Raw genomic sequence first — 24,321 nt, 5'->3', positions numbered from 1 at the left:
CCGATTATACCTTACTGTTGTCGACCGAAGCTCCGTAAGCAGCACTAGGAAAGGCTGTTGAGCAGTAACCACCACGCATAACACCATCGAAAACAGTAAAGCAATTCCTCATTTATGAAGACATTTTTAACGACCCTATTCAGTTCAGCAATTCTACTCATCTCATTTGTTGCACAAGCCCAGAATGCCCCGATCGTGAATGCCACGGTTTCAGGAAAGATTCTGGATGCTTCCAACGACTCCCCACTCATCGGAGCGACCGTCACCATCAAAGGAACGACCAACGGAGCGGCCACAGATGCCAATGGTGAATTTCAGCTGGTAACGGGTCAAAAACTTCCATTCACACTGGTGGTTTCATTTTTAGGATATATCAAAAAAGAAACCGTGATTGAAGGCAGCGGGGTAACGATCAAACTCGACCCTTCGGCCGGTAACCTCGAAGACGTGATCATTTCTTCACGTCGCCGTCAGGAATCAGCGCAGGAAGTACCGATCCCGATCTCGGTAATCCGGGGTTCGGCTGCGGAAGATGCAGGTGCGTTCAATGTGAACCGTTTGAAGGAACTCGTTCCGACCGTTCAGCTTTATGTGTCCAATGCGCGTAACACGACCCTGAACATCCGCGGCCTCGGCTCGACGTACGGTCTAACCAACGACGGTATCGACCCGGGTGTAGGTTTTTATGTTGACGGCGTTTACTACGCTCGTCCGGCTGCCACTGCACTGGATTTCATCGACATTGAGCGTATTGAAGTACTCCGCGGACCACAGGGAACGCTTTTCGGAAAGAATACCACTGCCGGTGCATTCAACATTACTACCCGCGGCGCCAGCTTCGATCCGGGCGGCAGCTTCGAGCTGAGCTACGGTAACTTCGGCTACATTCAGGCCAAGGGCTCATTCACCGGCCCGATCAACAAGAAACTGGCAGCCCGCGTTTCGTTCACAGGGACACAGCGTAACGGCCTGTTTTACAACGAGCATACCCAACAACGGATCAACGACATCAACAACATCGGTGTACGTGGTCAGATTCTCTACCAACCAAGCAGCAAGGTTAACATTACCGTGATCGGTGACGTTTCTGACCAGAAACCCAACGGATACGGCTGGCCAGTGGCGGGTGTAGTGCCTACCAAGCGCGCGGCTTACCGCCAGTTCGACGCGATTATCGCCGATCTGGGGTACAAACTCCCCTATTCGAGCGCATTCGAACGCAAAGTGGACCTGGATACGCCATCCAAAGCAGATAACAGACTGGGCGGCGTGTCGGCTAATGCAGATATCAAAATTGGCAACGGAACGCTTACAGCTACTTCGGCATGGCGCTTCTGGAAATGGGTACCGCTTAACGACCGCGATTACCTTGGATTGCCTGTATTTACGATCTCTTCCGGTAATTCGGTGCACGACCAATGGTCACAGGAAATCCGCTACTCCGGCAAGATTTCACCGAAACTCAGCGGTGTAGTGGGCTTGTTCGGCCTCTGGCAGGACCTGAAATCAGATCCTGTGCAAACAGAAGAAGCAGGTTCGGCACAATGGCGTTTCGCACAAAGCACCACCAGCGAGCTTTGGAAAACACCGGGCTTGTTCGATAACTTCGGTATCCGCACTACCAACCGCATTAAAAGTACCAGCTTGGCCGTTTTCGCACAGGCCGACTGGGCAATCACCGAAAAGCTGCACGTATTGCCGGGTGTGCGCTACAACTACGACAAGAAGGTGGTAGACTATAAAAGAGAGACTTACGGCGGCCTGCAAACCACCGACCCTGCATTGCTTGCATTGAAAAGACTCGTTTACACCGACCAGGCATTCAATACCAACTACGACCAGGGTAATTTCTCAGGGCAGTTGTCGGTCCAATACAAAGCCAGCAGCAAATTCAATGCCTATGCTACCTATTCGATCGGCTACAAGCCTATCGGCGTGAACGTGGGCGGTCTGCCGACGGCCAATGGCGCGGTGCTCCTTGACCTGGCTAACGTAAAACCTGAGCACGTTGATCACAAGGAATTGGGTATCAAAACCAAACCGACCGCTAACTCGGTGCTGAACCTGACACTTTTCCGTTCCGACATCAACGATTATCAAACACAGGTTCAAACGCCTGAGCCGGGCGTGAACCGCGGCTATCTTGCGAATGCGGAGAAAGTACGTGTACAAGGTGTGGAAGTGGATGGAAATATCCGTTTCAGCAACTTGTCGTTCAACGCGGCGGTAGCATATACTGACGGTAAATACGTGACTTTCAAAAACGCACCGGTGCCTTTGGAAGAAGTAGGCGGTGAGCAGGCGTTCAAAGATATTTCGGGCGGCCGACTGCCGGGTATCTCCAAATGGTCGGGTTCTGTGGGCGGTGAAGGAACCGTGAAAGGCACATTCCTGGGCTTGAAAGGTAACTACTTCCTCGGCATCGATGTGTTTGCGCGGTCAGAATTCTCGTCTAACCCGTCGCCATCCAAATACCTGAACATCGGAGGTTACTCGCTGACCAACAGCCGTCTTGGCTTCCGCGCTTCGAACGGTATTTCGTTCTTCGTTTGGGCCAGAAACATATTCAACAAAGACTATTACGAGCTGCTTCTGGCGGCACCGGGCAGCTACGGCCAATACGCGGGTGTAGTAGGCGATCAGCGCACCTACGGCGTGACATTGCGCTACTCGTTCTAAGATTTCGAGCGAAATACGAATATTATAACACTATCGATCGGGGCGTTCCACTTGGGACGTCCCGATTTTTTTGTCTTAGCCCAAAAGTCACGCCGCTCCTAAGCCATTACATCATCAGGCTCGGCTCTTTTCGTTTTCAATGGCTCAATGGGGCCATTGGTGATTTGAAAAATCGCAGCGCCTAATTTCACTTCGAGCAACGCCAACGTCTTGATCGTGAAGTTGTGTGTACCGGTCATCCATTTGCTCACCTGCGATTCCTTTTTACCCAGCATTTCAGCGAGGTCTTTCTGCGTCAATCCTTTTGATTCGAGTATTTCATGAATCCGGTCGGATAGGTCGAAGCTCGTGTCCACGAATTTATCAATTGCCGGATCCGGAACGATTTTGTCTAATGCATTCATAATTATAAGTCTACAAAAAGTTCTCCCTGCAAAGTCATCAGGTCGTCGGAATAGTGAATTGTCTTTTCGCGAATCTTTTCAATGAGTTTTTTGTCGATCGCCATCATAAGCTTCATCGCTTTCCAGGTTTCCGCACCATCCTGCGTTTTCTGGCCTTTCTTCTCTCCTCCACCATCCAAAATGATGATGCTGTCGCTACACCTTATGCAATAAATGCGCAGCCTGGAACACGTTACAGGTCCTGCGCCGACATTATTTTCGGACCGGAAGTACCGAAGCTGTGCTCCCCGGATTTTAATATTTTCCAGCCAGCGCTTAATTAACCGAGTATCTTCGAAAAAACCATTTTCAAGATATTCGTCTAGAAAATAGTCGGTCTCTGTGACTTGACAACCCTCAAACCTGATCGAATAGATAGTCACCTTCTCCGAGCGGGAATACAATTCAAAATAGATACGATTCACTTATAAGTTAAGTTCAAAGATAAAACATTTCCTGACAAAAAGGAATGTTGAGTGAGATCGATCTTGTTGGCAATATCTTAAAATTTCCTCTTATTGTCTAATGAGTAGATATTAAGCCTGCGCCGCTTCACCATCCGGATATCCCAGTTTCCCGGCAGTAAATCAGCATATTACTATGAAAAAACTCGCGCTACTTGCCTGGGCGCTTCCTGCGCTCGCATTCGGACAAAATCCCTCCCTCCAACAAGGCTTTCAAACCCCGCCCGACGCCGCCAAACCACGGGTATGGTGGCATTGGATGAACGGCAATATCACCAAAGAAGGCATTACCAAGGACCTGGAATGGATGAAGCGTGTAGGCATAGGCGGTTTCCAGAATTTCGACGCGAGCCTTTTTACACCCAACGTAACGCCGAAGAAGCTGGTGTTTATGACGCCGGAATGGAAGGATGCATTTAAACACACGACCGATCTGGCCGAAAAACTAGGCCTCGAGATGGCTATCGCGGGTTCACCCGGATGGAGCGTAACGGGTGGCCCTTGGGTACCGGCAGCCGATGCGATGAAAAAATACGTGTGGACCGAAACCCGCGTTGCCGGCGGTCAGACATTCACCGGTCAACTCCCCCAACCCAGGCCCGTAGCAGGCAAGTTTAAGAATGTGCCTCTCCCCGCCGAGGGCGGTATTACAGGCCCCACGGGCGAAGTGCCTGATTATTATGCCGATGCAGCGGTGATCGCCTACCGCTTGCCGACAGCCGACAAGCTCATGACCGCATTGAACCCCAAAGTAACGTCCAGCGGAGGTACCTTCTCCGTAACGGAACTGACAGATGGCGACCTGGGCAAAACCAGCCTGCTACCACCCATGGAAGTAGGCCAGGATATGTGGATCCAATATGAATTCGACAACCCGCAGACGTTTAAGGCATTGACCATCGTGGGCGCGAGCTCGGGCGGGGCGTTGGCGGAATTCAACGGCGCGCCTAATAACCGGACATTGAAGGTCAGCGATGACGGCGTGAATTTCCGGGAAGTGGCAACTATCAAAGGCAGCACCGTGCCCCAAAACACGCTGGCTTTTGCCCCGGTAACAGCCAAATACTACCGCATTGCTTTCAAGACATTGCCGCCCCCGTTCAGTCCATTCGCAGCGATGTTTGGAGGTGGTAGCGCACAGCCCGCCAAGCCGGAGGGCGTACAGGTAGCCGAAATCGTGTTCCATAACACCGACCGGATGGACCAGTTTGAAGAAAAGGCGGGTTTCAGTCCATGGCGTGAAAATACCGGTTCCTATATCCAACCAAATGCGGATGCAATTCCGCTCACCGATGTCGTCGACCTGACGTCAAAAATGACTGCCGACGGTAGCCTGAACTGGACGCCGCCGGCTGGTAACTGGATGATTGTCCGACTCGGTTACGCTCTTACCGGCCGCAAAAACCACCCCGCTTCACCGGAAGCCACCGGCCTGGAAGTCGACAAGCTCGATAAGGAAGCGGTTTCCAAATACATTAATACTTACCTCGACATGTACAAAGACGCTACCGGGGGGCAAATGGGCGCCAAAGGCCTGCAATACATGGTACTGGACAGCTACGAAGCAGGGCACATGACGTGGACGAAGGCGATGCCTGCTGAATTCAAAAAGCGCCGAGGGTACGATCTCACACCATGGATCCCTGTACTGACGGGCATAGTCGTAAAGAGTGCGGCAGAAAGCGACCGGTTCCTGTGGGATTTCCGCAAGACCATCGGCGAGCTGATCGTCGAAAACCATTATGAGGTAATCGGCGATGCATTGAAGGCCCGCGGTATGAAACGTTATACGGAGTCGCACGAGGGCGGGCGCATTTACCTGGCCGATGGCATGGACGTGAAGCGAAAAGCGGATATCCCGATGGCTGCGATGTGGACGCCGGGCAGCCTGGCCGGCGGTGCCGATGAAGAAGTCCGCAGCGAGGCAGATATTCGCGAATCGGCGTCGGTAGCGCATATTTATGGACAAAACATCGTTGCGGCGGAGTCGATGACATCCGTCGGGAATGCATTTACCTGGTACCCCGAAAAACTGAAACGTACCGCCGACCTTGAAATGGCGTCGGGCTTGAACCGTTTTGTGGTCCATACCTCCGTGCACCAGCCGCTCGACGATAAAAAGCCGGGCTTTTCGCTGGGGCCATTCGGACAGTATTTCACGCGTCAGGAAACATGGGCCGAGCAGGCAAAGGCCTGGACAGGCTACCTGGGCAGGAGCTGCTTCATGCTGCAACAAGGCAAGCCGGTGGTGGATATGCTTTATTATTATGGGGAAAACTCCAATATTACGCAGATATCGACCCAAAAACTGCCCTCGATCCCGACAGGCTACGCATTCGATTTTGCTAATTCGAGCGTAATCAGGAATGTACTTAAAGTGGAAAAAGGAATGATCGTGACGCCTTCGGGCCAGCAGTATCGGCTGCTAGTGCTCGATTCTACTGCCCTGAATATGACATTGCCAGTACTTCAAAAGATCGGCGACCTGGTGGCTGCGGGCATGAAAGTGGCCGGTGTAAAACCCGAACGTTCGCCGAGCCTGGCCGACGATCCAGCCGCTTTTACATTGCTCGTGAATAAGATTTGGGGTAATTCGAATGTTTCAACACAACCGCTGGAAACGGTATTAAGTGCTATTGCTCCCAAAGATGTGACCATTACCGGTGAGAAAGCGAAAATTCTGTACGTACATCGTCAAACGGCCGATACAGACATTTACTGGCTCGACAACCGCAGCAACGACAGCAACGAAGCGCAGATCAGCTTCCGGGTGACCGGCAAAATCCCGATGCTCTGGAACCCTGAAACCGGCAAAACCAGTAAAGTCTCGTATCATATTGCCGACGGTCGCACTACGATCCCATTGAAATTCGATTCCTGGCAGGCATATTTCATCGTTTTCAGCGGAAAAGCGACCACCAGCGCCTACACGACCCCTACCTTATCCGAATCGGAAATCACTGGCATTACGGGTACATGGACGGCACGCTTCCAGCCTGACCTCGGCGCCCCCGCACAAACGCAGCTAACCGCATTGACTTCGCTTTCAGACAATACCGACCCCGGCATCCGGTATTTCTCCGGAACGGCTACCTATGAAAACACGCTCAATGCGCCTGCTATCAATAAAAATGCGCAATACTGGCTCGATCTCGGGGATGTCAAGAACCTGGCGGAAGTAATTGTGAATGGCAAAAACGTAGGCATTACCTGGAAAAAACCATTCCGCATTGAAGTGACCAATGCATTGAAACCAGGCTCCAACAGCATTCAGGTGAAGGTCACGAATACCTGGGTGAATCGTCTGATCGGCGACGCGCAGCCCGGCGTAACCAACAAAATCACCTACACCACGATGCCATTTTACAAGGCAGATTCTCCGTTACTGCCCAGTGGCTTGCTCGGCCCGGTGAAACTCATCGCGGCCACGCCGGCGAAATAATGGTCAGGGGTGGTCAAGTTTAGTCAGGGGTAGTCATGTGTAGTCATGTATGGTCATGGATGGTCATGTTTAGTCATGGATCGTTCCATACCTGACTAAACATGACCATTCCTGACTAAACATGACCATTCCTGACTACACATGACTACACATGACCACACATGACCACACATGACTAAACTTGACCATTCCTGACCACGCCCGCCCGATACCGTTTAGCAAGTCCGCGGACAAGGGGCACTCAGGTCGTAGTAACCGCTGTCGGGGTCAATTCCCAGCGCACCGCTGCCGTCCTCTTTGTTGGATATTGCCTGGAATAGTAGTCCAAATGCATAGGAACCCGTCAGTTCCTTTTGTACTTCCTCATTGGCAGCCGGGAAATAGCGGTGCAGCACGAAGCGAAGGTAGATCTTTGGCATTTTCTCAAACCTGAAAAGCGCAGCCAAAAGCTCTTTCACAGGATAGTTATATCCATTTAAAAATCCGTACTGTGTGCGGAACAACGGGCTGGTAATCTCACCTTCGTGGCCTTTCCGTTCCCAATATTTGATCCACTGCCTGGCCAGCACATCGGGAACATTTCCTCCCGGGCCTTCGCCTGCTTCACGGAAATCGGCCGGCGTGTGCGCGTAGTAAGGCGTGATAATCTGACCGGCACTATCGACGCCAAAAAGCACCAGTTTGAATGGGTTTTCACCGGGTTCAAAACCAAAACGAACTTTGATAACGGCTACTCCTGGTGTGGACACGAGGGTTTCGAAGTCGTCACCATCCAAATAATCCCCCAAAAGGAGTTTACTCCCCAAATTAAAAAGCCAAAGGGTTCGCGGCTGTGTTCCAGCGCCTGCCATTGGGCAGCCCATTTTGCAAAAACTTCATCACTGATAAACTTCGGCATGCTCGCTGAGATTTAATGGTTTAAAAGGATATTTGCTTCCCGATCGTGCAGCGCAACCCGCATCTGCACAATGGAAAGCAATATACCTAAGGGCAAGGAGGCATTGTAACTAATTCGTTGAAAAAATAGAATTAATTCGATTTATCGGTTAGGTTAATGATGACTGATTCGTTGTTGCTCCGTATCCCGAACTACGCGTCCCGAACTACGCGTCCCGGACTACGCGTCCCGGGCCGCGATCCGAAGAACTCGTTTTGAGTTCCCCGAACCTTCGTTCGCCCTGGTTTTTAGTTTGATGAGTCAGACGCAAGCATCAACCAGGTTCTTTTTTCAGCACCCCGTCCTGATTGACAATTCAAAATTGCACAAACCGGCGCCCGGTTGTAAGCGTGTAAACACGTGAATGTAAAAACAGGTGTTTTCCGGGGGGGCAGGGGGCTACGATCCGCTCGGCCAGGCCCAGTTTCAAAGCCTTCAAATCGACCAACACCAGTTGCGCCATTTTCCGCGCGCCGAGTTCATTGAAATGCGTATTATCTTCTTTTCCGGCGGGATAGTTTGGATTTTCACCCGGCATAAGGTGCAGAAACAGCAGTTTGGAATTTTCGACACCCATATTCTGGAGTAATGCCTGGCTCCGTTTATCGAGGTCGATCAGAGGAACCTTCTGCGCCGCAGCCACATCCCTCACCAGTTGCTAATACACCGCGTGTGTTTCCTGAATCTTGCCTCCCGCATCGAAGTTCCGCCGGGCCACAGGTGTGATCAGTACAGGGTTAGCGCTTTTTGCGCGGGTCTCTTCAATAAAGCGAACCAGATTTTTTTGGAAACCCGCTTCATCAATGTAGCTCTTTTTGGTTTTAACCTCATCATTGTGCCCGAACTGGATCAGCACGTAATCGCCTTCCCGCAAGCTGTCGGCCACGGATTGCCAACGGCCTTCCTCGATGAAGGTCCTGGTGCTTCGCCCATTCATCGCCCGGTTGTCCACTTTTACCGTCTTGTCAAAAAACCAGGCGAAAGGCATGCCCCAGCCGGCTTCCGGGTAGGCACTTACCTGCTTGTTGGCCATGGTGGAATCGCCGATCAGATAAACAGTTACAGGGCGGGCTGCCGGGAAAAAGCTCATGATCAGCAGCAGGCAAGGTGCCGCCAGCAGTCGGAAGAAACGCAGTCTATTCATTGTATTGATCACAAAAAATGTCGTTGACTAAAAACAGAACGACCGCAAAAGAATGCCGTTTTATGGGTTTACTGTAATTCAGGCGGGTTTCTTATCCCGAAATAAATGCCTTTCTTCGTAACGCCATCATTTGAGACACATCATGAAATTCCTGCCTGCCATACTGCTGCTCACCCTGTTTTGCTCCGTCGAAGTTTCCGCTCAAAAACCCGCACCCGCGAGGGTAATCACCTACCGCAACCCGGTGATTGCCGGCGACTTTGCCGATCCGTCAGTAATACGTGTGGGCGATACCTACTACGCAGTCGGAACCTCTTCGGAATGGGGCCCGGCCTACCCTATTTATAGTTCCAAAGACCTTGTGAACTGGGAATATGTGGGACCGGTTTTCGCGGAACTGCCCAAATGGACGATGGGAAGCTACTGGGCGCCGGAGCTATTTTTCCGGAACGGGACATTCTATGTGTACTATACTGCCCGGCGGAAATCCGATAAACAGTCGGTAATCGGCGTGGCGACCACGAAGGATATTACAAAAGGATTCAAAGATCACGGCCTTATCATCGAATGGACCAAAGAAGCCATCGATGCCTATGTCGTGGATGATAAAGGAAAGCTGTTTATCACCTGGAAAGCCTATGGCCTCGACAAGGACCGCGGCATAGAGCTGCTCGGAGCGGAGCTCTCACCCGACGGACTGAAAGTAACCGGCAAGGAATTCAGCCTCATTAAAGCCGACCCGACAGGCTGGGAAGCCGGTGGTGCAGAGGGCCAGGCGATATTTAAAAGAGGAAACTATTGGTATATGCTCTATTCAGGCAATGCCTGCTGTGGCGACCGCTGCGACTATCAGGTCGGGATGGCGAGGGCCGAAACATTGCAGGGCCCATGGGAGAAATATGCGGGTAACCCAGTCCTTTTCGGCGATGATACCTGGAAATGCCCGGGACATGGCACGGTCGTAACTACTCCCGATCGCCGGTGGTTCTACCTGCATCATGCCTACAATGGTATTGACTTTACATTTGCTGGTCGCCAGGGTGTGCTAAGTGAACTGATTTGGGACGAAACGACCCGCTGGCCTGCATTCCGATATGGCAAAACCACGCCTGCACAAGCGGAGTCGCCCGCCGGCGCTGGACCTGTTCCGCAGCATAGCCTCAACTTTTCGGTTAACTACGAACGCGATACGCTGAGACTGCCCTGGGTATTCGATGCCGGCCAGCCGAAGCCGAAATTCGGCATCAGGGCCGCTGCACTGGAAATCGAATGCGAGAACCCGGCCCCGACAGGTAATTTCCTGGGACATACCATTAAGAAAGGCAGTTACACCTATGCCGCCGAGTTCGTGATCAAGGATAACCTTTTCCAAAACATTGTCCTCTATGGCGACGCTCAGAACGCGATTGGCTACGGTGCAGGTCAGAACCGCGTCGAACTATGGCAGGTGAAAGACGGCCAATATGAAATACTCCAAAAGCAAGAAATTCCCGATAAATACAAGAACATCAGACTCGAACTGCAAAGCCGTTTCGGGCGCTACTACACGTTCAGCTGGGGCGTAAAAGGCCAGAAAATCGACTCGCTCACCAGTTCGGTACAAATAGAAGCACCCTGGTTGCCCCGTTGGGACAGGGCACCAAGGGTGGGTGTCAGCGTAACCGGGGCAGTTGATCAGAAAAGTGAGATTAAGGCAATTGAAATGAAGTACGATTAAAAGTACTGCTGCATCAGCTTCGGATACGCGGGTATCACCACCTCTGGCTCCTCGATCTCGGGGTGCCATTTTTTTTCCCATTCGAAACTGTAATAGCCTTTGTAATTGTCTTTCACCAGCACACTTATCGCCTCCTTCAAAGGCCCCTCGCCCTTGCCGACCTGCACGTATTGGATCTTGCCGTCTTTCAAAATGCCGTCCTTGATGTGAGTGTGGCGAATGTATTTTTTCAGTTTGGCGTAAACTTCCTTCGGTGGCTCCTTCGTGACCGACCACATATTGAATATATCCCAGATCAGGCCCACGTGTTTATGTTCCGATTTACCCATTACCGTTGCCAGAATGTCTTTTCCGGTCACGTCACCATGGGATTCCAGCAGCACCGTTACCGAAGTGTTTTTAGCATAATCACCCAGTTCGAGCAGTCCGGTGCTGATTAGCTCAACCGTTTGAGCCACTTCCTGATCTTTGGGTAAATCATTGGGAAACACCCGGACATACGGGCAATTCAGCTGCTGCGCGAGATCGATAAACCGCTTTGCTTCATCCAGGTTTTTCGCCCGTATTGTCGGATCGGCCATGTGTAATGCGGCCGACGATCCCAGGTCCACGATTCGCAAACCTTTATCCTCGGCTATCTTCTTCGACCGGACGATACTTTCCGGGCTGCTGAATTCGCCGCATTTGGGCAAATCCATGCAATCCAGCACGCCACGGATCTCTATTCCGTGGTAGCCGTTGTCGGCAGCATATTTGACGATCGTGGCCCAGTCCCATTTCGGGCAGGCGAGTGTAGAGAACGAAAAAAGCGGTTTGGCCCTCGCCAGCGCATTCAGAGGTTGCAATAATGGCAATGCCAGGCTGGCGGAAGCCGCCATAAGGAAATCCCGGCGGCTCGGGAAAGATGATGTGTTCATAAGGTTCAGGAAAATATCCTGAAATATATCGGCTATTGCGTAGATTGGCAAATCCGGCCGACTCCTTCCCTATTTCACGGCTTCGTCGGTCAATTCGCTCTTGCGCAGTTCCATTACGATCCGGATGCCGATGGCAGCAATTACTACCGCAATCCCGAGCTGGGCCAGTCCTGCCCACATACTAATTGTCCATTCCATGTTTGTGTCGATTTAATTTTCAATACAAAATAAAAACGAGCCAATATGGTATTAAAGCGTTATCAATTAACCGGTTATCAAATTTAGTAAACGGCAAAACAGAAACGATCACAAAAAAAATGCCAAGCCCCTATTGCAAAAGTTCAATTCCTATTTAACTTTGAATTACAAAGTACTTTTTAAGTACCAGAATTTAACCGCTCACCACAGAAAAAGCTGATCACCATTCTCAATCCTTGTTTTATGCGTGAAGAAATCCTGTTGAACCAAACCAACGCCCTGCAACTGGAAAAGCTGTACCGGGGCAACAAGCCGGACTTTAAGGCTGCTTTCAATGCATTATACCCCGAATTGCGGAGTAATCCGCTGGCCGAGGGCTGGTACCAGCGACTGAATTACAGTCCGGATGAGCGCTTTTGGGGCACCCCTTCCGAACGGGCCTTTGTGGTAACAGCTTCCCTATTGGCAGCGCTGCTTGCCAAGCTGCCCGAGCTGCTTTCCATTAGCGAAGACTTCTATTACCCGCGTAATGTAGGATTTATCGTCGCTCCCGCATTAATGGCCTATTTTGCCTGGAAAAACGCTATTTCGTGGAAAACCAGGGGGCTGGCGATATTGTTGCTGGCTGCCTCGGTGGTGTTTATCAACTGGCTGCCTCAAAACGAGCAGAGTGATACGCTGATCCTCTCGTGCATGCATCTGCCGCTCTGGCTGTGGTCGCTCCTGGGCGCTGCATATAGTGGCGGAAAATGGAAAAACGGTGCCAGCTGGCTGGAATTTCTGCGCTACACCGGTGAGCTGATTGTGATGTCGGGCCTCCTGGTGCTTGCCGGCGGGCTTACGACCGCCCTTACCATCAACCTCTTCGGGCTGATCGGCTGGGACGTTCAACCGATTTTCTCAAAATACATTGTCATATGCGGGCTGGCCGCCGTGCCCATTGTCGCGACGTTCATAACCCGCGTACAGCCCACGCTGGTAAATAAAATTCCGTCGGTAATCGCGAAACTGTTCAGTCCGGTAGCGCTCCTGATGCTGATTGTCTACCTTGTTGCCACGCTCATTGCCGGCAAAAGCCCCTACCACGACCGGGAGTTCCTCCTGATTTTCAATGGATTGCTCGTCGCGGTAATGGCGCTGATCTTCTTTTCACTGGCTGAAACCGATCATTCCGGCGGCAACCGCGGGCAAATCGTGTTGCTGTTCCTGCTATCGGCCGTGACTTTGCTGGTCAGCAGCATCGCATTGTCGGCCGTTTTGTTCCGCATTTCGGAATGGGGGCTCACGCCTAACCGCGCTGCTGTGCTCGGTGCCAACGTGCTGATGCTCGCCCATCTGTTTTATGTAGGTCTCAAACTCTTCGCGGTACTCAGCAAAAAGTCAGAACTTTCCGCGGTCGGTGCCTCGCTGGCGATATTCCTTCCGCTGTACAGCATATGGAGCGCGGTTGTGATCTTTGTTTTTCCATTCATTTTTGGGTTTAAATAATCCGCTCCGGAAATCACCTTGCAGTATTACTCTCAACTTCAAACCAATCGAAAAGCCGTCGGATTACCGATGGCTTTTCCTGCTTTATCGGGTATCTGAGAAATTTGCAACTCTCGCTGTAATCCTTGTACGCCCGGGGCGCCGCCAACCAGCCACCTTTGTAATGTTCTTTAACACTAAACAAAACGACCATGAACTCACTCGAAAACAAAGTAGCACTCGTCACCGGCGCGTCACGAGGAATAGGTGCAGCGGTAGCCCTCCATCTGGCCAAATCAGGCGCCAAAGTAATTGTTAACTACACCGGCGGACTGGAAGCGGCCCTGCAAACCGTAGCAGCCATTGAATCGACAGGCGGAGAAGCCATTGCATTGCAAGCCGACGTCAGTAATCCCGGCCAAGTGAAAGAGATGTTCGACGCCGCAATAGCGCATTTCGGGAAAATTGACATACTGGTCAATAATGCCGGCATTATGATCACCAAACTGCTCAAAGATACCACCGACGAAGATTTCACCCGCCAGTTCGAAGTGAATGTGCGCGGAACGTTCAACACGCTGCGCGAGGCCGCGACACGACTCGCAGAAGGCGGCAGCATTATCAACTTCTCGTCCACCACGACGCGCGTCATGATGCCCACTTACGCGACCTATGTAGCAACCAAAGGCGCCGTCGAACAGCTTACACGCGTTTTTGCCAAGGAAGTGGGGGCACGCGGTATCAATGTCAACGCCGTGCTCCCCGGCCCCACCAACACCGAACTTTTCACCAAAGGCAAACCCCAGGAACTCATCGACCGCCTCGCCTCGCTGAATGCCTTCAACCGCCTCGGCGAACCGGACGACATCGCCAAAACCGTCGCATTCCTCGCCAGCGACGACGCCAAATGGATCAGCGGGCAAACGATCGGTTTGAATGGCGCGATGGCGTGATGCGGACGAGGGCAGTAGTTAGTACATTTGTTCATGCCACTTGATCATTATCATTTCGGTCATTAATCGCTAGAAACGCACGAATCTATCCTGATAAACAAAACCTTACGACTTAACAAAACGCCGTGTTTGTTTGGAATGAACTAATTCAATTCAGTGTATTTCAAACTTTTTTTCACAATTTTGAAGAAACAATTACGGCCGGAATCCTATGTCGCACATCGAAATGAATATTCTGGGAGAAGCAGGGAACGATCTTCTCGACAGGCTAAAACTTTTGCCTCATGAAGTCGTGGGTACCCTCCGGATTTTCAGCGGGCAGCAAGGCGAATATTGGGTTGGCATTATCCCTTCCTTAAATGTGAGCGGTTATGGAGAAAATGAAGTTGATGCATTTGAAGCATTGAAGGAAAACCTCGACACGTTTTTCGAAGACCTGTTCCAATTATCAGAAGCTGAACGTGGTATTGCAATGGCGAATATCGGGTGGAAAACAGAGAAAACTTTCCCTAAAAAATTTTCGAACTCGTATGTGGATGAACAAAAAGTCCTCAAAAACTTTGATCATCCTGAACAAGTCAAAAAATCAATTTTACAAACGGCATGAGCATTGGGAAACAACAGGCCAGTTAAAACAAAAGACTGGATTCGCTTTCTCGAAGCCCACGGATGCACACAGACCAGACACAGCGGAGGATCACACGAACAATGGAAATGTCCCGGCTGTTGGAGAACCATCACGCATCGCAGCCATTTGAAAGAGATTCCACCCATGCACCTCAAAACGAACCTGGCAAGTATGGGCAAAACGCTCAACTACCTGTATGCGTGGATCGAAAATAACTAGTGCATTCGAAGTAGAGTAAAAGAAAGCAGGACACGCCTTCAAGGGGGTATGAAAAAGTTCTGCTTTCTTTTCTCTCAGCTATTCCTCCTGGTAACAGCCGCATGGGCGCAATCGGGCAAGTCGCCTGATTTCCCGGACGGCACGAAAATACCTGCCTGGTTTTCAGACACCTCCAAAATAGACATAAAAAGCCTTGGCAAGCAATTTATCATTACGGAACACGGCGTTTCGCGGGATAGCAATAAAGTGCAAACCGTGGCGATCCAGCGCGTCATCGACCGCGCGAACGAACAAGGCGGCGGCGTAATTGTGATCCCCAAGGGTACGTTTTTGAGCGGGGCCCTGTTTTTTAAGCCCAAAACACATTTGTATATCGATCAGGGTGCGGTACTGAAAGGTTCGGACAAGATCGCCGATTACCCGATCATGCCCTCCCGCATGGAAGGACAAAATCTGGATTATTTCCCTGCATTAGTCAATGCCTATGGGGTGAACGGCTTCACGATTTCGGGCAAAGGCATCATCGATGGCAACGGGCTTAACTACTGGATGGCATTCTGGCAACGGCGCAAGGAGAACCCGAACTGTACCAACCTGGAAGTATCGCGACCGCGGCTGGTTTTCATCTGGAAAAGTAATGATGTGCAAGTCCAGGACGTGACGCTGCGAAATTCCGGCTTCTGGACGAGCCATTATTATCAATGCAACAATATTAAAATCCTGAATGTCAGGATAACCGCGCCGCATGAGCCGGTGAAAGCGCCGAGTACCGACGCGATCGACCTGGATGTATGTAATAACGTGCTGGTTAAAGGCTGTTACCTCGCCGTTAACGACGACGCCATTGCGTTGAAGGGCGGAAAAGGGCCTTATGCCGACAAAGACCCCGGTAATGGCGCGAATACGAATATCATCATCGAGGACACCCATTTCGGGTTCTGCCACGCGGCACTCACGTGCGGGAGCGAGGCTATTCACAACAAGAATGTAGTGATGCGCAACTGCCATATTGAGAATGCAATGCGGGTGCTCTGGTTGAAAATGCGACCGGACACGCCCCAGAAATACGAATTCATCAGCGTCGAAAACGTGGATGGTAATGCGTACAGCCTCATTTATGTTAAGCCCTGGAAACAGTTCTTCGACCTGAAAGGCAGAAAGGACGTCCCACTCTCCTATTCAGACCATATCAGCCTGAAAAACATCAAACTGAAATGCGAGGTGTTCTTCGACGTGAGCCCGGGGGAGTATGATAAATTATCGGAATTCAGTTTTGAAAACCTAGAAATTACGGCCTCAAACGCCGCTTACGACAAATCTATGGTCAAGGGCTTTTCGCTCACGAATGTCAAAGTGAACAACAAGGTGATCCAATAGCTGTTACTTTCGAGACTTTCCCTTTTTGCGGAATAAAAAATAACAGATCAGCAACCCTGAATTGAGCAGGACCGAAAAGCCGTTCGACAATATGATGGGTAACTCGTCTTTCAGGAAACCATAATACGTCCACAATCCTACGCCGCAAATCAGGACGAGCAGCATCAGCGGCGAGAGGTTGCCTGCATCCCTTTCCCGGAGCACTTTGATAAACTGCGGCACCATGGATGCGGAAGTAAGCACGCCGGCGATGATCCCTATCACGGTTTGAGACATATTCAATTGATTTCGAAGGTTGGTGATTGAGCTACTGCCCTCAGGTGCCCAGGTACCGGCAGGCGAGGCGGTAAAGCTCGGCGACGAAAGCGTCATAGACGATGAAAATGTCGGGCTTGGCGATGAAATCCCGCGCTCCCGCACGGATACACTTCTCGCGCGTGGATACGACGGATGACGTCGAAGTTGCGAATACGGCAATATCCGGATGGGTCGTTTTGAGCTCATCTATAACATCATAACCGTTTTTGCCCGGCATATTCAGGTCCGACAATATGAGTTCCGGCAACTCCTTCGGCGAAGCGTACAGCCATTCGGTAAGCTGGTCGCCATTGCCGAACTCGCCGAGGATTTGAAATTCTCCGGAAGCCCTGAGCGCCTCCGACATAAAAAAGCGCTCATCTTCATCATTTTCAACAATGGCAAGTCTGAATGTTTTCATGTGCAGGGCTTAGATCTTGGGTAACATAATATGGAAGGCGGCTCCTTTTCCCTGTTCCGATTCGGCCCAGATGGTACCGCGGTGCCGCTCTACTACCTTTTTACAAACCGCCAGCCCAACCCCGTTTCCGGGATACTGACTGGCAAAATGCAGCCTTCTGAAAATTTCGAAGATCTTTTCCAGGTTTTCCGGAGAAATGCCGATACCATTATCTTCGACGACGAACCGTACGCGGCCATCTTCCATCCAGGATTTCAGCTCGACCTCCGGCTTCCTGCCGTTGGTGAATTTGAGGGCGTTGGCGAGCAGGTTCTGAAAAAGCTGCACGAGTTGAACGCGGTCTCCGTAGATGAACGGCACCCCGCTATCCACACGGATTTGGGCATCCGACTGCTCGATGGCGTCGTTCAGGTTCTGGATCGCTTCGCCGATCACCTCTTCCACGTCCAGCTTCTGACGTTGCAATCCGCTCTTGCTTATCTGCGAATAATGCAGCAGATTATCGATGAGCTCGTGCATGCGCTGCGCCGCCAGAATCCCCTTTCCAATGCTTGGTTTCAAAAGGTTGAATTTCTGCTGGTCGACGTGCTGATCCATCAGATACAAAAAGCTCCGCACAGTTCGCACGGGCTCTTTCAAATCATGTGAAACAATGGCCGTGAACTGTTCCAGCTCACTGTTCACAGACGAGAGTTCGTTGTTGGCCACCGAAAGTTCCTGCGCCAGCTGCCTGTACTTGTCGGAACTCTCCTGCAATGCCTGCTCGCTCATTTTGCGCTCGGTCAGGTCACGCGTCACTTTCGAAAAACCGCTCAGCCGCCCTTCGGCGTCATATACTGCCGTAATGACCACGTTCGCCCAGAAACGGCTCCCGTCTTTCCGTAAACGCCATCCTTCCTCTTCATATTTACCGGTTGCCCTTGCCACTTTCAGCTCCCAACCCGGCTTCCCGTTGAGAATGTCCTCTTCGGGATAAAAAATGGAGAAATACTTTCCGATCACATCTTCCGCACTATAACCTTTGATGCGCCTCGCGCCCTCGTTCCAGCTGATAATGCGGCCTTTCGTATCGAGCATGAATATGCCGTAATCGCCCACCTGCTCCACCAGCGACCGGTACCTGGCCTCGCTCTGCCGCAATATTTCCTCTTCTTTCAACCGCCCTGTCAGATCGCGTGTCACCTTTGAATAACCAATCAGTGCATTACGGTCACTGAAAAGTGCGGTCAACACCACATTGGCCCAAAACAATGAGCCATCCTTCTTTACCCGCCAACCTTCCTCCCGGTAGGAGCCATTGTCACGCGCCATTTGCAACTTCTTTTGAGGCTTGTCATCGAGCAGGTCGGCGGCTGTGTAGAACACGGAAAAATGTCTGCCCAGGATTTCGCTTTCCGCATAACCGTGGATAAACGTCCCACCCTCATTCCAGGTAACTACGTTCCCCTCCGGGTCCAGCATGAATATCGAATAATCGCGGATCGCCTCGACCATGAGCCGGTAGCGTTCCTCACTTTCGAGCAGACCTATTTGCTTATTCTTTTGCTCTGTAATGTCGCGGAGCAGCACGCAATATCCCGCAAGGCCTTCCGATTCATCGAAAACCGGGGAATAGGAAGTTTCTGCCCAATACCTGGTGCCATCTTTTCTCAACTTCCAGCCCTCGGCTACAAACTTTCTCCTTTTCAAAGCCTGATCCAGCTCGTAGCGATACTTGATGGGATCGTCGTGCCCATCACCGATTGCATATAAAGGCTTTCCGGTTATATCAATGTCCTGATAGCCTGTAATAGCGCTCGCGGCCGCATTGCAAGTCGTTATTTTGCCTGTTTCATCCAGCAGAAAAATGCCTTCTGCGAAGTCCCGGAAAATCAGGTTACTGTTCAAATGCATGTGTGGGTAAGGTATAAATCAAATCGGCAAAAAATGCAGCAAATTCCATGCCAAAAAAATCAGGCGTACCGGAGCTAAGCCAGCACGCCTGAAATACATTCACATCCATGGTTTTTAACCAATATGGTGACCGGCTACATGGCCGCCATCGAGGTTGATCACCTCGCCGGTGATAAAGTTGCTGCCTGCCAGGTACAATGCAAGCTGTGCAACGTCCTCCGTTTCGCCGATACGATCTACCAGGTGCAGACCGGCTAGGCTGTCGGCATCGCTGACGCCCGTTTTCGCTTGAAGCGGGCTCCGGATAATGCCCGGCGCGATCGCGTTGACACGGATATTGTTTTTGCCAAACTCGGCCGCGAGCTGCCGCGTCAACGCATGAATACCCCCTTTGCTCGAAATAGGTGCGGTTGCGGGGAAGCCGCCGATCGCATGGTCCACCAGCACGGTGCCGATGTTGATGATCGAACCTTCACCCTGTTGCAGCATTTGCCGGATAGCTGCCTGGCTGGTAAAATAGGTACCTTTCAGGTTGATCCCCAGGAAATAGTCGAGATGGGCTTCGTCGACTTCGAGGAAGTTGCGCGGTTCAAATACCCCTGCATTATTAACGAGCACATCCACGCTGCCGAACCGGCTTACGGCGGTATCGACCAGCAATTGACCCGTTGCCCGCTTGCTGATATCGCCGGCCACCATAACCAGGCGGTCGTGGTTACCAAGCTCGTTATACGTTGCCGCCAGGTTATCCCGGTTGGCCGAATTGATGACTACGTTATGCCCGTGTTCGAGAAACAGGCTGGCTACTGCTTTGCCGATGCCGGTGGATGCACCGGTTACGATGATGGTTTGTGTTTTCATGATGTTATGTCAGATCTGTTACTGTTTTCTTTGAGCGGTGATCCCTTTTTCGCGGAGCACGGAAACCTGTTCTCCGGCGTACCCCCAATCGTCGAGTTCCACTTCCCGGATCACGACGTGGGTGAGATGAGGATCTTTGTCGAGCACTTCGGTAATCAACTGTGTGACACCGGCAATGAGCTCCTGTTTTTGCTTGCGGGTAACGCCTTCGCGGGTCACCTCAATTTTTACATATGGCATGATTACTGCATTTAAAAAGGGTTGTCAATGTATTCTTTGCCAATCCATTACTGCGTTTTGACGATACAAAGTAACCCGGCTTACGGCAGACCATTACGTGACATACATCACAAGTACACGTCCCCTGAAACGTTCTTAATGCTCACCTTCGCAATCGTCTTCTTCATCGTCGGCATCATCGGCCGGGCCGGAAAAAAGAACGTCTCCGGTGTTAGCGCAGCTGATAAGCGGATATTGAAATAATACATGAAAAACCATCACCTTTATTTTAGCTGGATTTAAATAAAGGATTTCTCACGAATGCCGCGCCAGGCGAGCGGACGAATCCTGAAAGACTGGAATTGAGCCATTTACAGCATTTTTCTTTTTATCAAAATGAGAGACTATTCTCAAAAAGGAAGTGTTCCTAACCCTTGTTACCGCACGATGTTTTCATACCGCATTTGCATTGCCGGCCAAATAGTGAGAAATTGCGCGCCCAATTTTCCAAAACAATGACAACTCCTGTTTTCTGCGGCATCGATTTCGGCACTTCCAATTCCAGCCTCGCAATAGCAAACCCAAACGACGTTTTCCTGATTCCGGTAGAAAACGACCATAAAACAATCCCCAGCGCGATGTTTTTCGCGCGGAAAGATAACGAGGCATTCTTCGGACGGGCAGCGATGGAACGCTTCCTGAGCCGCCATCCGGGCAGGTTAATGCGAAGCCTGAAACGCGTGCTGGGAACACCTGCTATGCGCCAGGGCACGATGGTGAATGGCGAACTGATGAAATTCGATCAGATCGTCGCCGCCTTCCTGGACCAGATGAAGAAAAAAGCCGAGGCAGACTGCGGTACCGAACTGAAACACGTGGTAATGGGCCGACCGGTGCATTTTATCGACAACGACCCTGCCGCCGACGAACGGGCAGAAAACGAGTTGAAAGCGATTGCCGAAAGCCTCGGCTTCGAGCACGTCGGCTTTCAGTTTGAACCCATCGCAGCCGCATTCGCCCACGAAGCGCAGGTGACGGGCGAAAAGCTGGCCATGGTGGTCGACCTGGGCGGTGGAACTTCGGATTTTACCATTATCCGACTTTCCAAGGACAATGCGCGCAAACACGACAGAAGTAGCGATATCCTCGCGAATACCGGTGTGCGCCTCGGCGGTAACGACTTCGACAAAGACCTCAGCCTCGCCCGCATGATGCCCGAGCTGGGTTTCCGTACCACTTACGGTGCCAAGAACCTCGAAGTACCTTCCTACCATTATTTCGATCTTTCGGAATGGAGCAAAGTCAATTTCCTGTACACCAACCGCACCATTTTCCAGGCCAAGCAACTACTTCGCGAGACGCATTCTCCGGAAAAATACGGAAGGCTGATCAACGTCCTCGAACAGGAAAGCGGCCACGCGGTACTTGCTGAAACCGAAAATATCAAGATCGGCCTCACCCAAAACGATACCTACGTCGCTTCCCTCCCGTTTATCGACGAAAATTTGCAGATCAACGTCGAACGCGAGGTATTCAACGAAGCGATAAACACCAAGACGCAGCGCATCATCGATGCCGCCAAACAATGCCTGCAAAGTGCGGCAGTGGCGCCGGAGGCGATCAGTCTGGTGATCATGACCGGCGGTTCTACCGAAATCCCGCTCATCCAGGAGCGCTTCCGCGAGCTGTTCCCCGCCGCCGAATGGTCGGAAGAAAACAAGCTTTCCAGCGTAGGCCTCGGCCTCGCCTATGATGCCCGGAGCCGGTTCTCCTGAGGGAAGTTCGACGCATTGCTGGTCTCCAATTCGCTCCACTCGCGCGGCGCATCCTAATCTCTTTGCTGCTGGCGTTTGCTTCGGATACTGATATCTGGTTATACTTGCATTATGTCAATTTCAGATAGAAGCATCTTAATACTCGGCTGTTTCGATACCAAGGGCGATGTGTTTTCTTACCTGCGGGAATGCATTGGCGCACAGGGCGAAACGGTGATAACCGTAAACACGGGCGTTTTTGGCACCACCAGCGCATTCCCGGTCGATTTTGAAGCCGATGCCGTGGCCGCGGCGGCCGGCCACGATATTACCGACCTCCGCCGCGACCGCGACCGCGGGAAGGCGATCGACATCATGGGCCGGGGCGCTTCCAGGCTGGTTTCGCAGCTTTACCAGGACGGAAAAATCAAAGCCGTCGTCGGAATGGGCGGCGGGGGCGGCACTTACATTGCCCTCTCAGCCATGCAGGGTATTCCTTTTGGTGCACCGAAGGTTTGCCTCACTACATTGGCCACGAAAGACCTTTCCCGGCAGATCGGCGATAAGGACATTATGCTGATCCCGTCTGTGGTGGACGTGGCCGGCATGAACCATATTTTAAGACAACTGGTAGCACAGGCCGCAGCGGCCGTTTGCGCCATGGCCAATGTCGATACCGCCGATCACCATACGAAAGCTCGAAGCATCGCCATCAGCATGTTCGGGAACACGACGGCATGCGTCGACAAATGCACCGAACTCCTCACCCAGGCCGGTTATGAAGTGCTGGCCTTCCATGCTACCGGTGTGGGCGGCAAAACCATGGAATCCCTCATCCGCGAAGGCTGCTTCGACGCCGTCCTTGACATTACCACCACCGAACTTGCCGACGATCTTTGCGGCGGCATTTGCAGCGCAGGCCCCGAAAGGCTCACCGCCGCCGCCGAAATGGGCATTCCGCAAGTGGTGGTCCCCGGCTGCATGGATATGGTCAACTTTGCACACCTCGATACCATCCCGCCTGCATTCGCGGGCAGGCACCTGTATAGCTGGGCGCCCGACGTGACGCTCATGCGTACGGACGCGCACGAGAACGCGATCCTGGGCGAGCGCCTGGCGCGCAAGGTAAGCCGCTCGCCGGTTCCTGCGGCGGTGGTGCTCCCGTTGAGAGGCATTTCACAGGTCGCTTCGGAGGGCGGCATTTTCCACAACCCTGCCGTCGATGAGGCATTGTTCAGCGCCATCCGAGCCCACGTATCCGGCAACGTGTCGGTAACCGAAGCGGATACGCATATCAACGACCCGGCATTCGCCCATTTGCTGGTGGAAACGTTGCTTGATTTAATGCAGAAGAAATAGCAGTAAGAAAATAAATCAATCAAATCACTTAACAACCGAAACAAGAACATGCCTAATCCATGGACAGGTAAGGGAAATCCTTATACGAAACAGGAAGTAAGAGACCGCCTGCAAGCGACGATAGATCAGGGTAAAGCGATCATCGCGGCCGGTGCGGGCACAGGTATCAGTGCCAAATTCATTGAAAAAGGCGGGGCCGACCTGATTATCATCTACAACTCGGGCCGCTTCCGTATGGCCGGGCATGGCTCTACGGCCGGCCTGATGGCCTACGGCGATGCCAACGCAGTAGCAATGGAAATCGGTGAGTTCGAGGTGCTGCCCGTGGTAGAAGAAATACCCGTGATCTGCGGCGTACACGGTTCCGATCCCCGCCGCCGGATGTGGCACCATTTGCTGAAAGTGAAGGAAATGGGCTTTTCGGGTGTCAACAACTTCCCTACCCACAGTATTGTAGACGGGCATTTCAGGCAGGTACTGGAAGAAACCGGGATGGGTTTTGCCAAAGAAGTGGAAATGGTCCGGCTGGCGACCATGATGGATCTTTTCTCGATCGTGTACGTAGCAACGCCCGAAGAAGCACGCCAGATGGCCGAAGTGGGTGCGGATGCCATTATCGCGCACGTCGGCACTACCGTGGGCGGCTCCATCGGTGTGGTAGACGCCACTTGCAGCATGGACGAAGCCATCGAACGCACGCAGCTCATCGGCGACGCGGCAAGGGAGGTTAACCCCAACGTATTCGTGCTCGCCCACGGCGGACCCGTCAATACCCCCGCCGACGTCCGCGAAGTGCTCTCCAAAAGCGATATCCACGGCTTCGTAGGCGCATCTTCGCTCGAACGCATGGGCGTGGAGCAGTCGCTGACCGAGCTGACGAGGGACTTTAAGAGGTTGACTTTGGGGAATATTTAGTGACCGCCGACGACTGA

Annotated in this window: 23 protein-coding genes; 11 read left to right on the top strand and 12 right to left on the bottom strand. The window is 51.9% G+C overall.

From position 1 onward, the window contains the following. Positions 1-114 precede the first annotated feature (114 nt). Entirely contained in the window at positions 115-2,679 is a 2,565-nt protein-coding gene (locus CLV60_RS02445) for a TonB-dependent receptor (RefSeq protein ID WP_106593775.1), read from the top strand. Between the two features lie 98 nt (positions 2,680-2,777). On the opposite strand, the gene CLV60_RS02440 is transcribed toward CLV60_RS02445, so the two are convergent. Continuing rightward, positions 2,778-3,083, bottom strand: a complete 306-nt coding sequence (locus CLV60_RS02440; protein WP_106593774.1) for a helix-turn-helix domain-containing protein — start codon at positions 3,081-3,083, stop codon at positions 2,778-2,780. 2 nt (positions 3,084-3,085) lie between these two features. After that, positions 3,086-3,547: a hypothetical protein gene (locus tag CLV60_RS02435; protein WP_106593773.1), complete on the bottom strand. Its 462-nt coding sequence runs from the start codon at positions 3,545-3,547 to the stop codon at positions 3,086-3,088. Positions 3,548-3,722: 175 nt separating this feature from the next. On the opposite strand from CLV60_RS02435, the gene CLV60_RS02430 reads away from it, so the two are divergent. Further along, positions 3,723-7,028 carry a glycosyl hydrolase gene (locus tag CLV60_RS02430; RefSeq protein ID WP_106593772.1) on the top strand — a complete coding sequence of 1,102 codons (3,306 nt, stop codon included), beginning with the start codon at positions 3,723-3,725 and terminating at the stop codon, positions 7,026-7,028. 215 nt (positions 7,029-7,243) lie between these two features. Here CLV60_RS02430 and CLV60_RS02425 read toward each other — a convergent pair whose 3' ends face one another. The 3 genes from CLV60_RS02425 to CLV60_RS34580 form a co-directional block, all read right to left on the bottom strand. Next, positions 7,244-7,834: a hypothetical protein gene (locus CLV60_RS02425; RefSeq protein WP_146151512.1), complete on the bottom strand. Its 591-nt coding sequence runs from the start codon at positions 7,832-7,834 to the stop codon at positions 7,244-7,246. 447 nt (positions 7,835-8,281) lie between these two features. Then, positions 8,282-8,617 carry an SGNH/GDSL hydrolase family protein gene (locus CLV60_RS34585; RefSeq protein WP_229210778.1) on the bottom strand — a complete coding sequence of 112 codons (336 nt, stop codon included), beginning with the start codon at positions 8,615-8,617 and terminating at the stop codon, positions 8,282-8,284. Between the two features lie 6 nt (positions 8,618-8,623). Then, positions 8,624-9,109, bottom strand: coding sequence for a GDSL-type esterase/lipase family protein (locus CLV60_RS34580; RefSeq protein WP_229210777.1), 486 nt, complete (start codon positions 9,107-9,109; stop codon positions 8,624-8,626). Between the two features lie 142 nt (positions 9,110-9,251). On the opposite strand from CLV60_RS34580, the gene CLV60_RS02415 reads away from it, so the two are divergent. Further along, positions 9,252-10,826: a glycoside hydrolase family 43 protein gene (locus tag CLV60_RS02415; RefSeq protein ID WP_106593770.1), complete on the top strand. Its 1,575-nt coding sequence runs from the start codon at positions 9,252-9,254 to the stop codon at positions 10,824-10,826. Here the strand turns inward: CLV60_RS02415 and CLV60_RS02410 are convergent. Together CLV60_RS02410 and CLV60_RS34840 are read right to left on the bottom strand one after the other, a co-directional pair. Further along, positions 10,823-11,743: a sugar phosphate isomerase/epimerase family protein gene (locus CLV60_RS02410; RefSeq protein ID WP_106593948.1), complete on the bottom strand. Its 921-nt coding sequence runs from the start codon at positions 11,741-11,743 to the stop codon at positions 10,823-10,825. The two genes, CLV60_RS02415 and CLV60_RS02410, sit on opposite strands and share 4 nt — an antisense overlap. A gap of 69 nt (positions 11,744-11,812) precedes the next feature. Continuing rightward, on the bottom strand, positions 11,813-11,941 hold the full coding sequence (locus CLV60_RS34840) for a hypothetical protein (RefSeq protein ID WP_262510528.1): 129 nt from the start codon (positions 11,939-11,941) through the stop codon (positions 11,813-11,815). Between the two features lie 243 nt (positions 11,942-12,184). Here CLV60_RS34840 and CLV60_RS02405 point away from each other — a divergent pair, with 243 nt between their 5' ends. The 5 genes from CLV60_RS02405 to CLV60_RS02385 all read left to right on the top strand — a co-directional run bounded on the left by CLV60_RS02405 (position 12,185) and on the right by CLV60_RS02385 (position 16,585). Then, positions 12,185-13,429 carry a hypothetical protein gene (locus tag CLV60_RS02405; RefSeq protein ID WP_106593769.1) on the top strand — a complete coding sequence of 415 codons (1,245 nt, stop codon included), beginning with the start codon at positions 12,185-12,187 and terminating at the stop codon, positions 13,427-13,429. Between the two features lie 191 nt (positions 13,430-13,620). Further along, positions 13,621-14,361, top strand: coding sequence for an SDR family oxidoreductase (locus tag CLV60_RS02400; RefSeq protein ID WP_106593768.1), 741 nt, complete (start codon positions 13,621-13,623; stop codon positions 14,359-14,361). 211 nt (positions 14,362-14,572) lie between these two features. Next, complete coding sequence (locus CLV60_RS02395) at positions 14,573-14,968, top strand: hypothetical protein (RefSeq protein WP_106593767.1); 396 nt, start codon at positions 14,573-14,575, stop codon at positions 14,966-14,968. 3 nt (positions 14,969-14,971) lie between these two features. After that, positions 14,972-15,208 (top strand): type II toxin-antitoxin system HicA family toxin, encoded by a 237-nt coding sequence (locus tag CLV60_RS02390; RefSeq protein WP_106593766.1) that lies wholly within the window; start codon positions 14,972-14,974, stop codon positions 15,206-15,208. A gap of 48 nt (positions 15,209-15,256) precedes the next feature. Next, positions 15,257-16,585, top strand: coding sequence for a rhamnogalacturonidase (locus tag CLV60_RS02385; protein WP_106593765.1), 1,329 nt, complete (start codon positions 15,257-15,259; stop codon positions 16,583-16,585). A gap of 3 nt (positions 16,586-16,588) precedes the next feature. Here the strand turns inward: CLV60_RS02385 and CLV60_RS02380 are convergent, their stop codons facing one another. The 5 genes from CLV60_RS02380 to CLV60_RS02360 all read right to left on the bottom strand — a co-directional run bounded on the left by CLV60_RS02380 (position 16,589) and on the right by CLV60_RS02360 (position 20,297). Continuing rightward, positions 16,589-16,861: a SemiSWEET transporter gene (locus CLV60_RS02380; protein ID WP_106593764.1), complete on the bottom strand. Its 273-nt coding sequence runs from the start codon at positions 16,859-16,861 to the stop codon at positions 16,589-16,591. Between the two features lie 40 nt (positions 16,862-16,901). Then, positions 16,902-17,303, bottom strand: coding sequence for a response regulator (locus CLV60_RS02375; RefSeq protein ID WP_106593763.1), 402 nt, complete (start codon positions 17,301-17,303; stop codon positions 16,902-16,904). Between the two features lie 9 nt (positions 17,304-17,312). Continuing rightward, on the bottom strand, positions 17,313-19,196 hold the full coding sequence (locus tag CLV60_RS02370; RefSeq protein WP_106593762.1) for a PAS domain S-box protein: 1,884 nt from the start codon (positions 19,194-19,196) through the stop codon (positions 17,313-17,315). 114 nt (positions 19,197-19,310) lie between these two features. Beyond that, positions 19,311-20,057 (bottom strand): SDR family NAD(P)-dependent oxidoreductase, encoded by a 747-nt coding sequence (locus CLV60_RS02365; RefSeq protein ID WP_106593761.1) that lies wholly within the window; start codon positions 20,055-20,057, stop codon positions 19,311-19,313. Positions 20,058-20,075: 18 nt separating this feature from the next. Beyond that, the gene (locus tag CLV60_RS02360; RefSeq protein ID WP_106593760.1) at positions 20,076-20,297 is read right to left on the bottom strand and encodes a tautomerase family protein; all 222 of its coding nucleotides are present in this window, start codon (positions 20,295-20,297) and stop codon (positions 20,076-20,078) included. Positions 20,298-20,791: 494 nt separating this feature from the next. Between CLV60_RS02360 and CLV60_RS02355 the strand changes: the two genes are divergently transcribed. The 3 genes from CLV60_RS02355 to CLV60_RS02345 all read left to right on the top strand — a co-directional run bounded on the left by CLV60_RS02355 (position 20,792) and on the right by CLV60_RS02345 (position 24,304). After that, positions 20,792-22,051 carry an Hsp70 family protein gene (locus tag CLV60_RS02355; RefSeq protein ID WP_106593759.1) on the top strand — a complete coding sequence of 420 codons (1,260 nt, stop codon included), beginning with the start codon at positions 20,792-20,794 and terminating at the stop codon, positions 22,049-22,051. Between the two features lie 111 nt (positions 22,052-22,162). Further along, a complete protein-coding gene (locus CLV60_RS02350; protein WP_106593758.1) occupies positions 22,163-23,389 on the top strand; it encodes a Tm-1-like ATP-binding domain-containing protein in 1,227 nt (408 codons plus the stop codon). Between the two features lie 48 nt (positions 23,390-23,437). After that, complete coding sequence (locus CLV60_RS02345; protein WP_106593757.1) at positions 23,438-24,304, top strand: phosphoenolpyruvate hydrolase family protein; 867 nt, start codon at positions 23,438-23,440, stop codon at positions 24,302-24,304. Positions 24,305-24,321 lie beyond the last annotated feature (17 nt).

The organism is Dyadobacter jiangsuensis, from assembly GCF_003014695.1.
Taxonomy (GTDB): Bacteria; Bacteroidota; Bacteroidia; order Cytophagales; family Spirosomataceae; genus Dyadobacter; species Dyadobacter jiangsuensis.
Note: the sequence above shows the minus strand (reverse complement) of the source record. Positions and strands in the feature narration are given on the sequence as shown.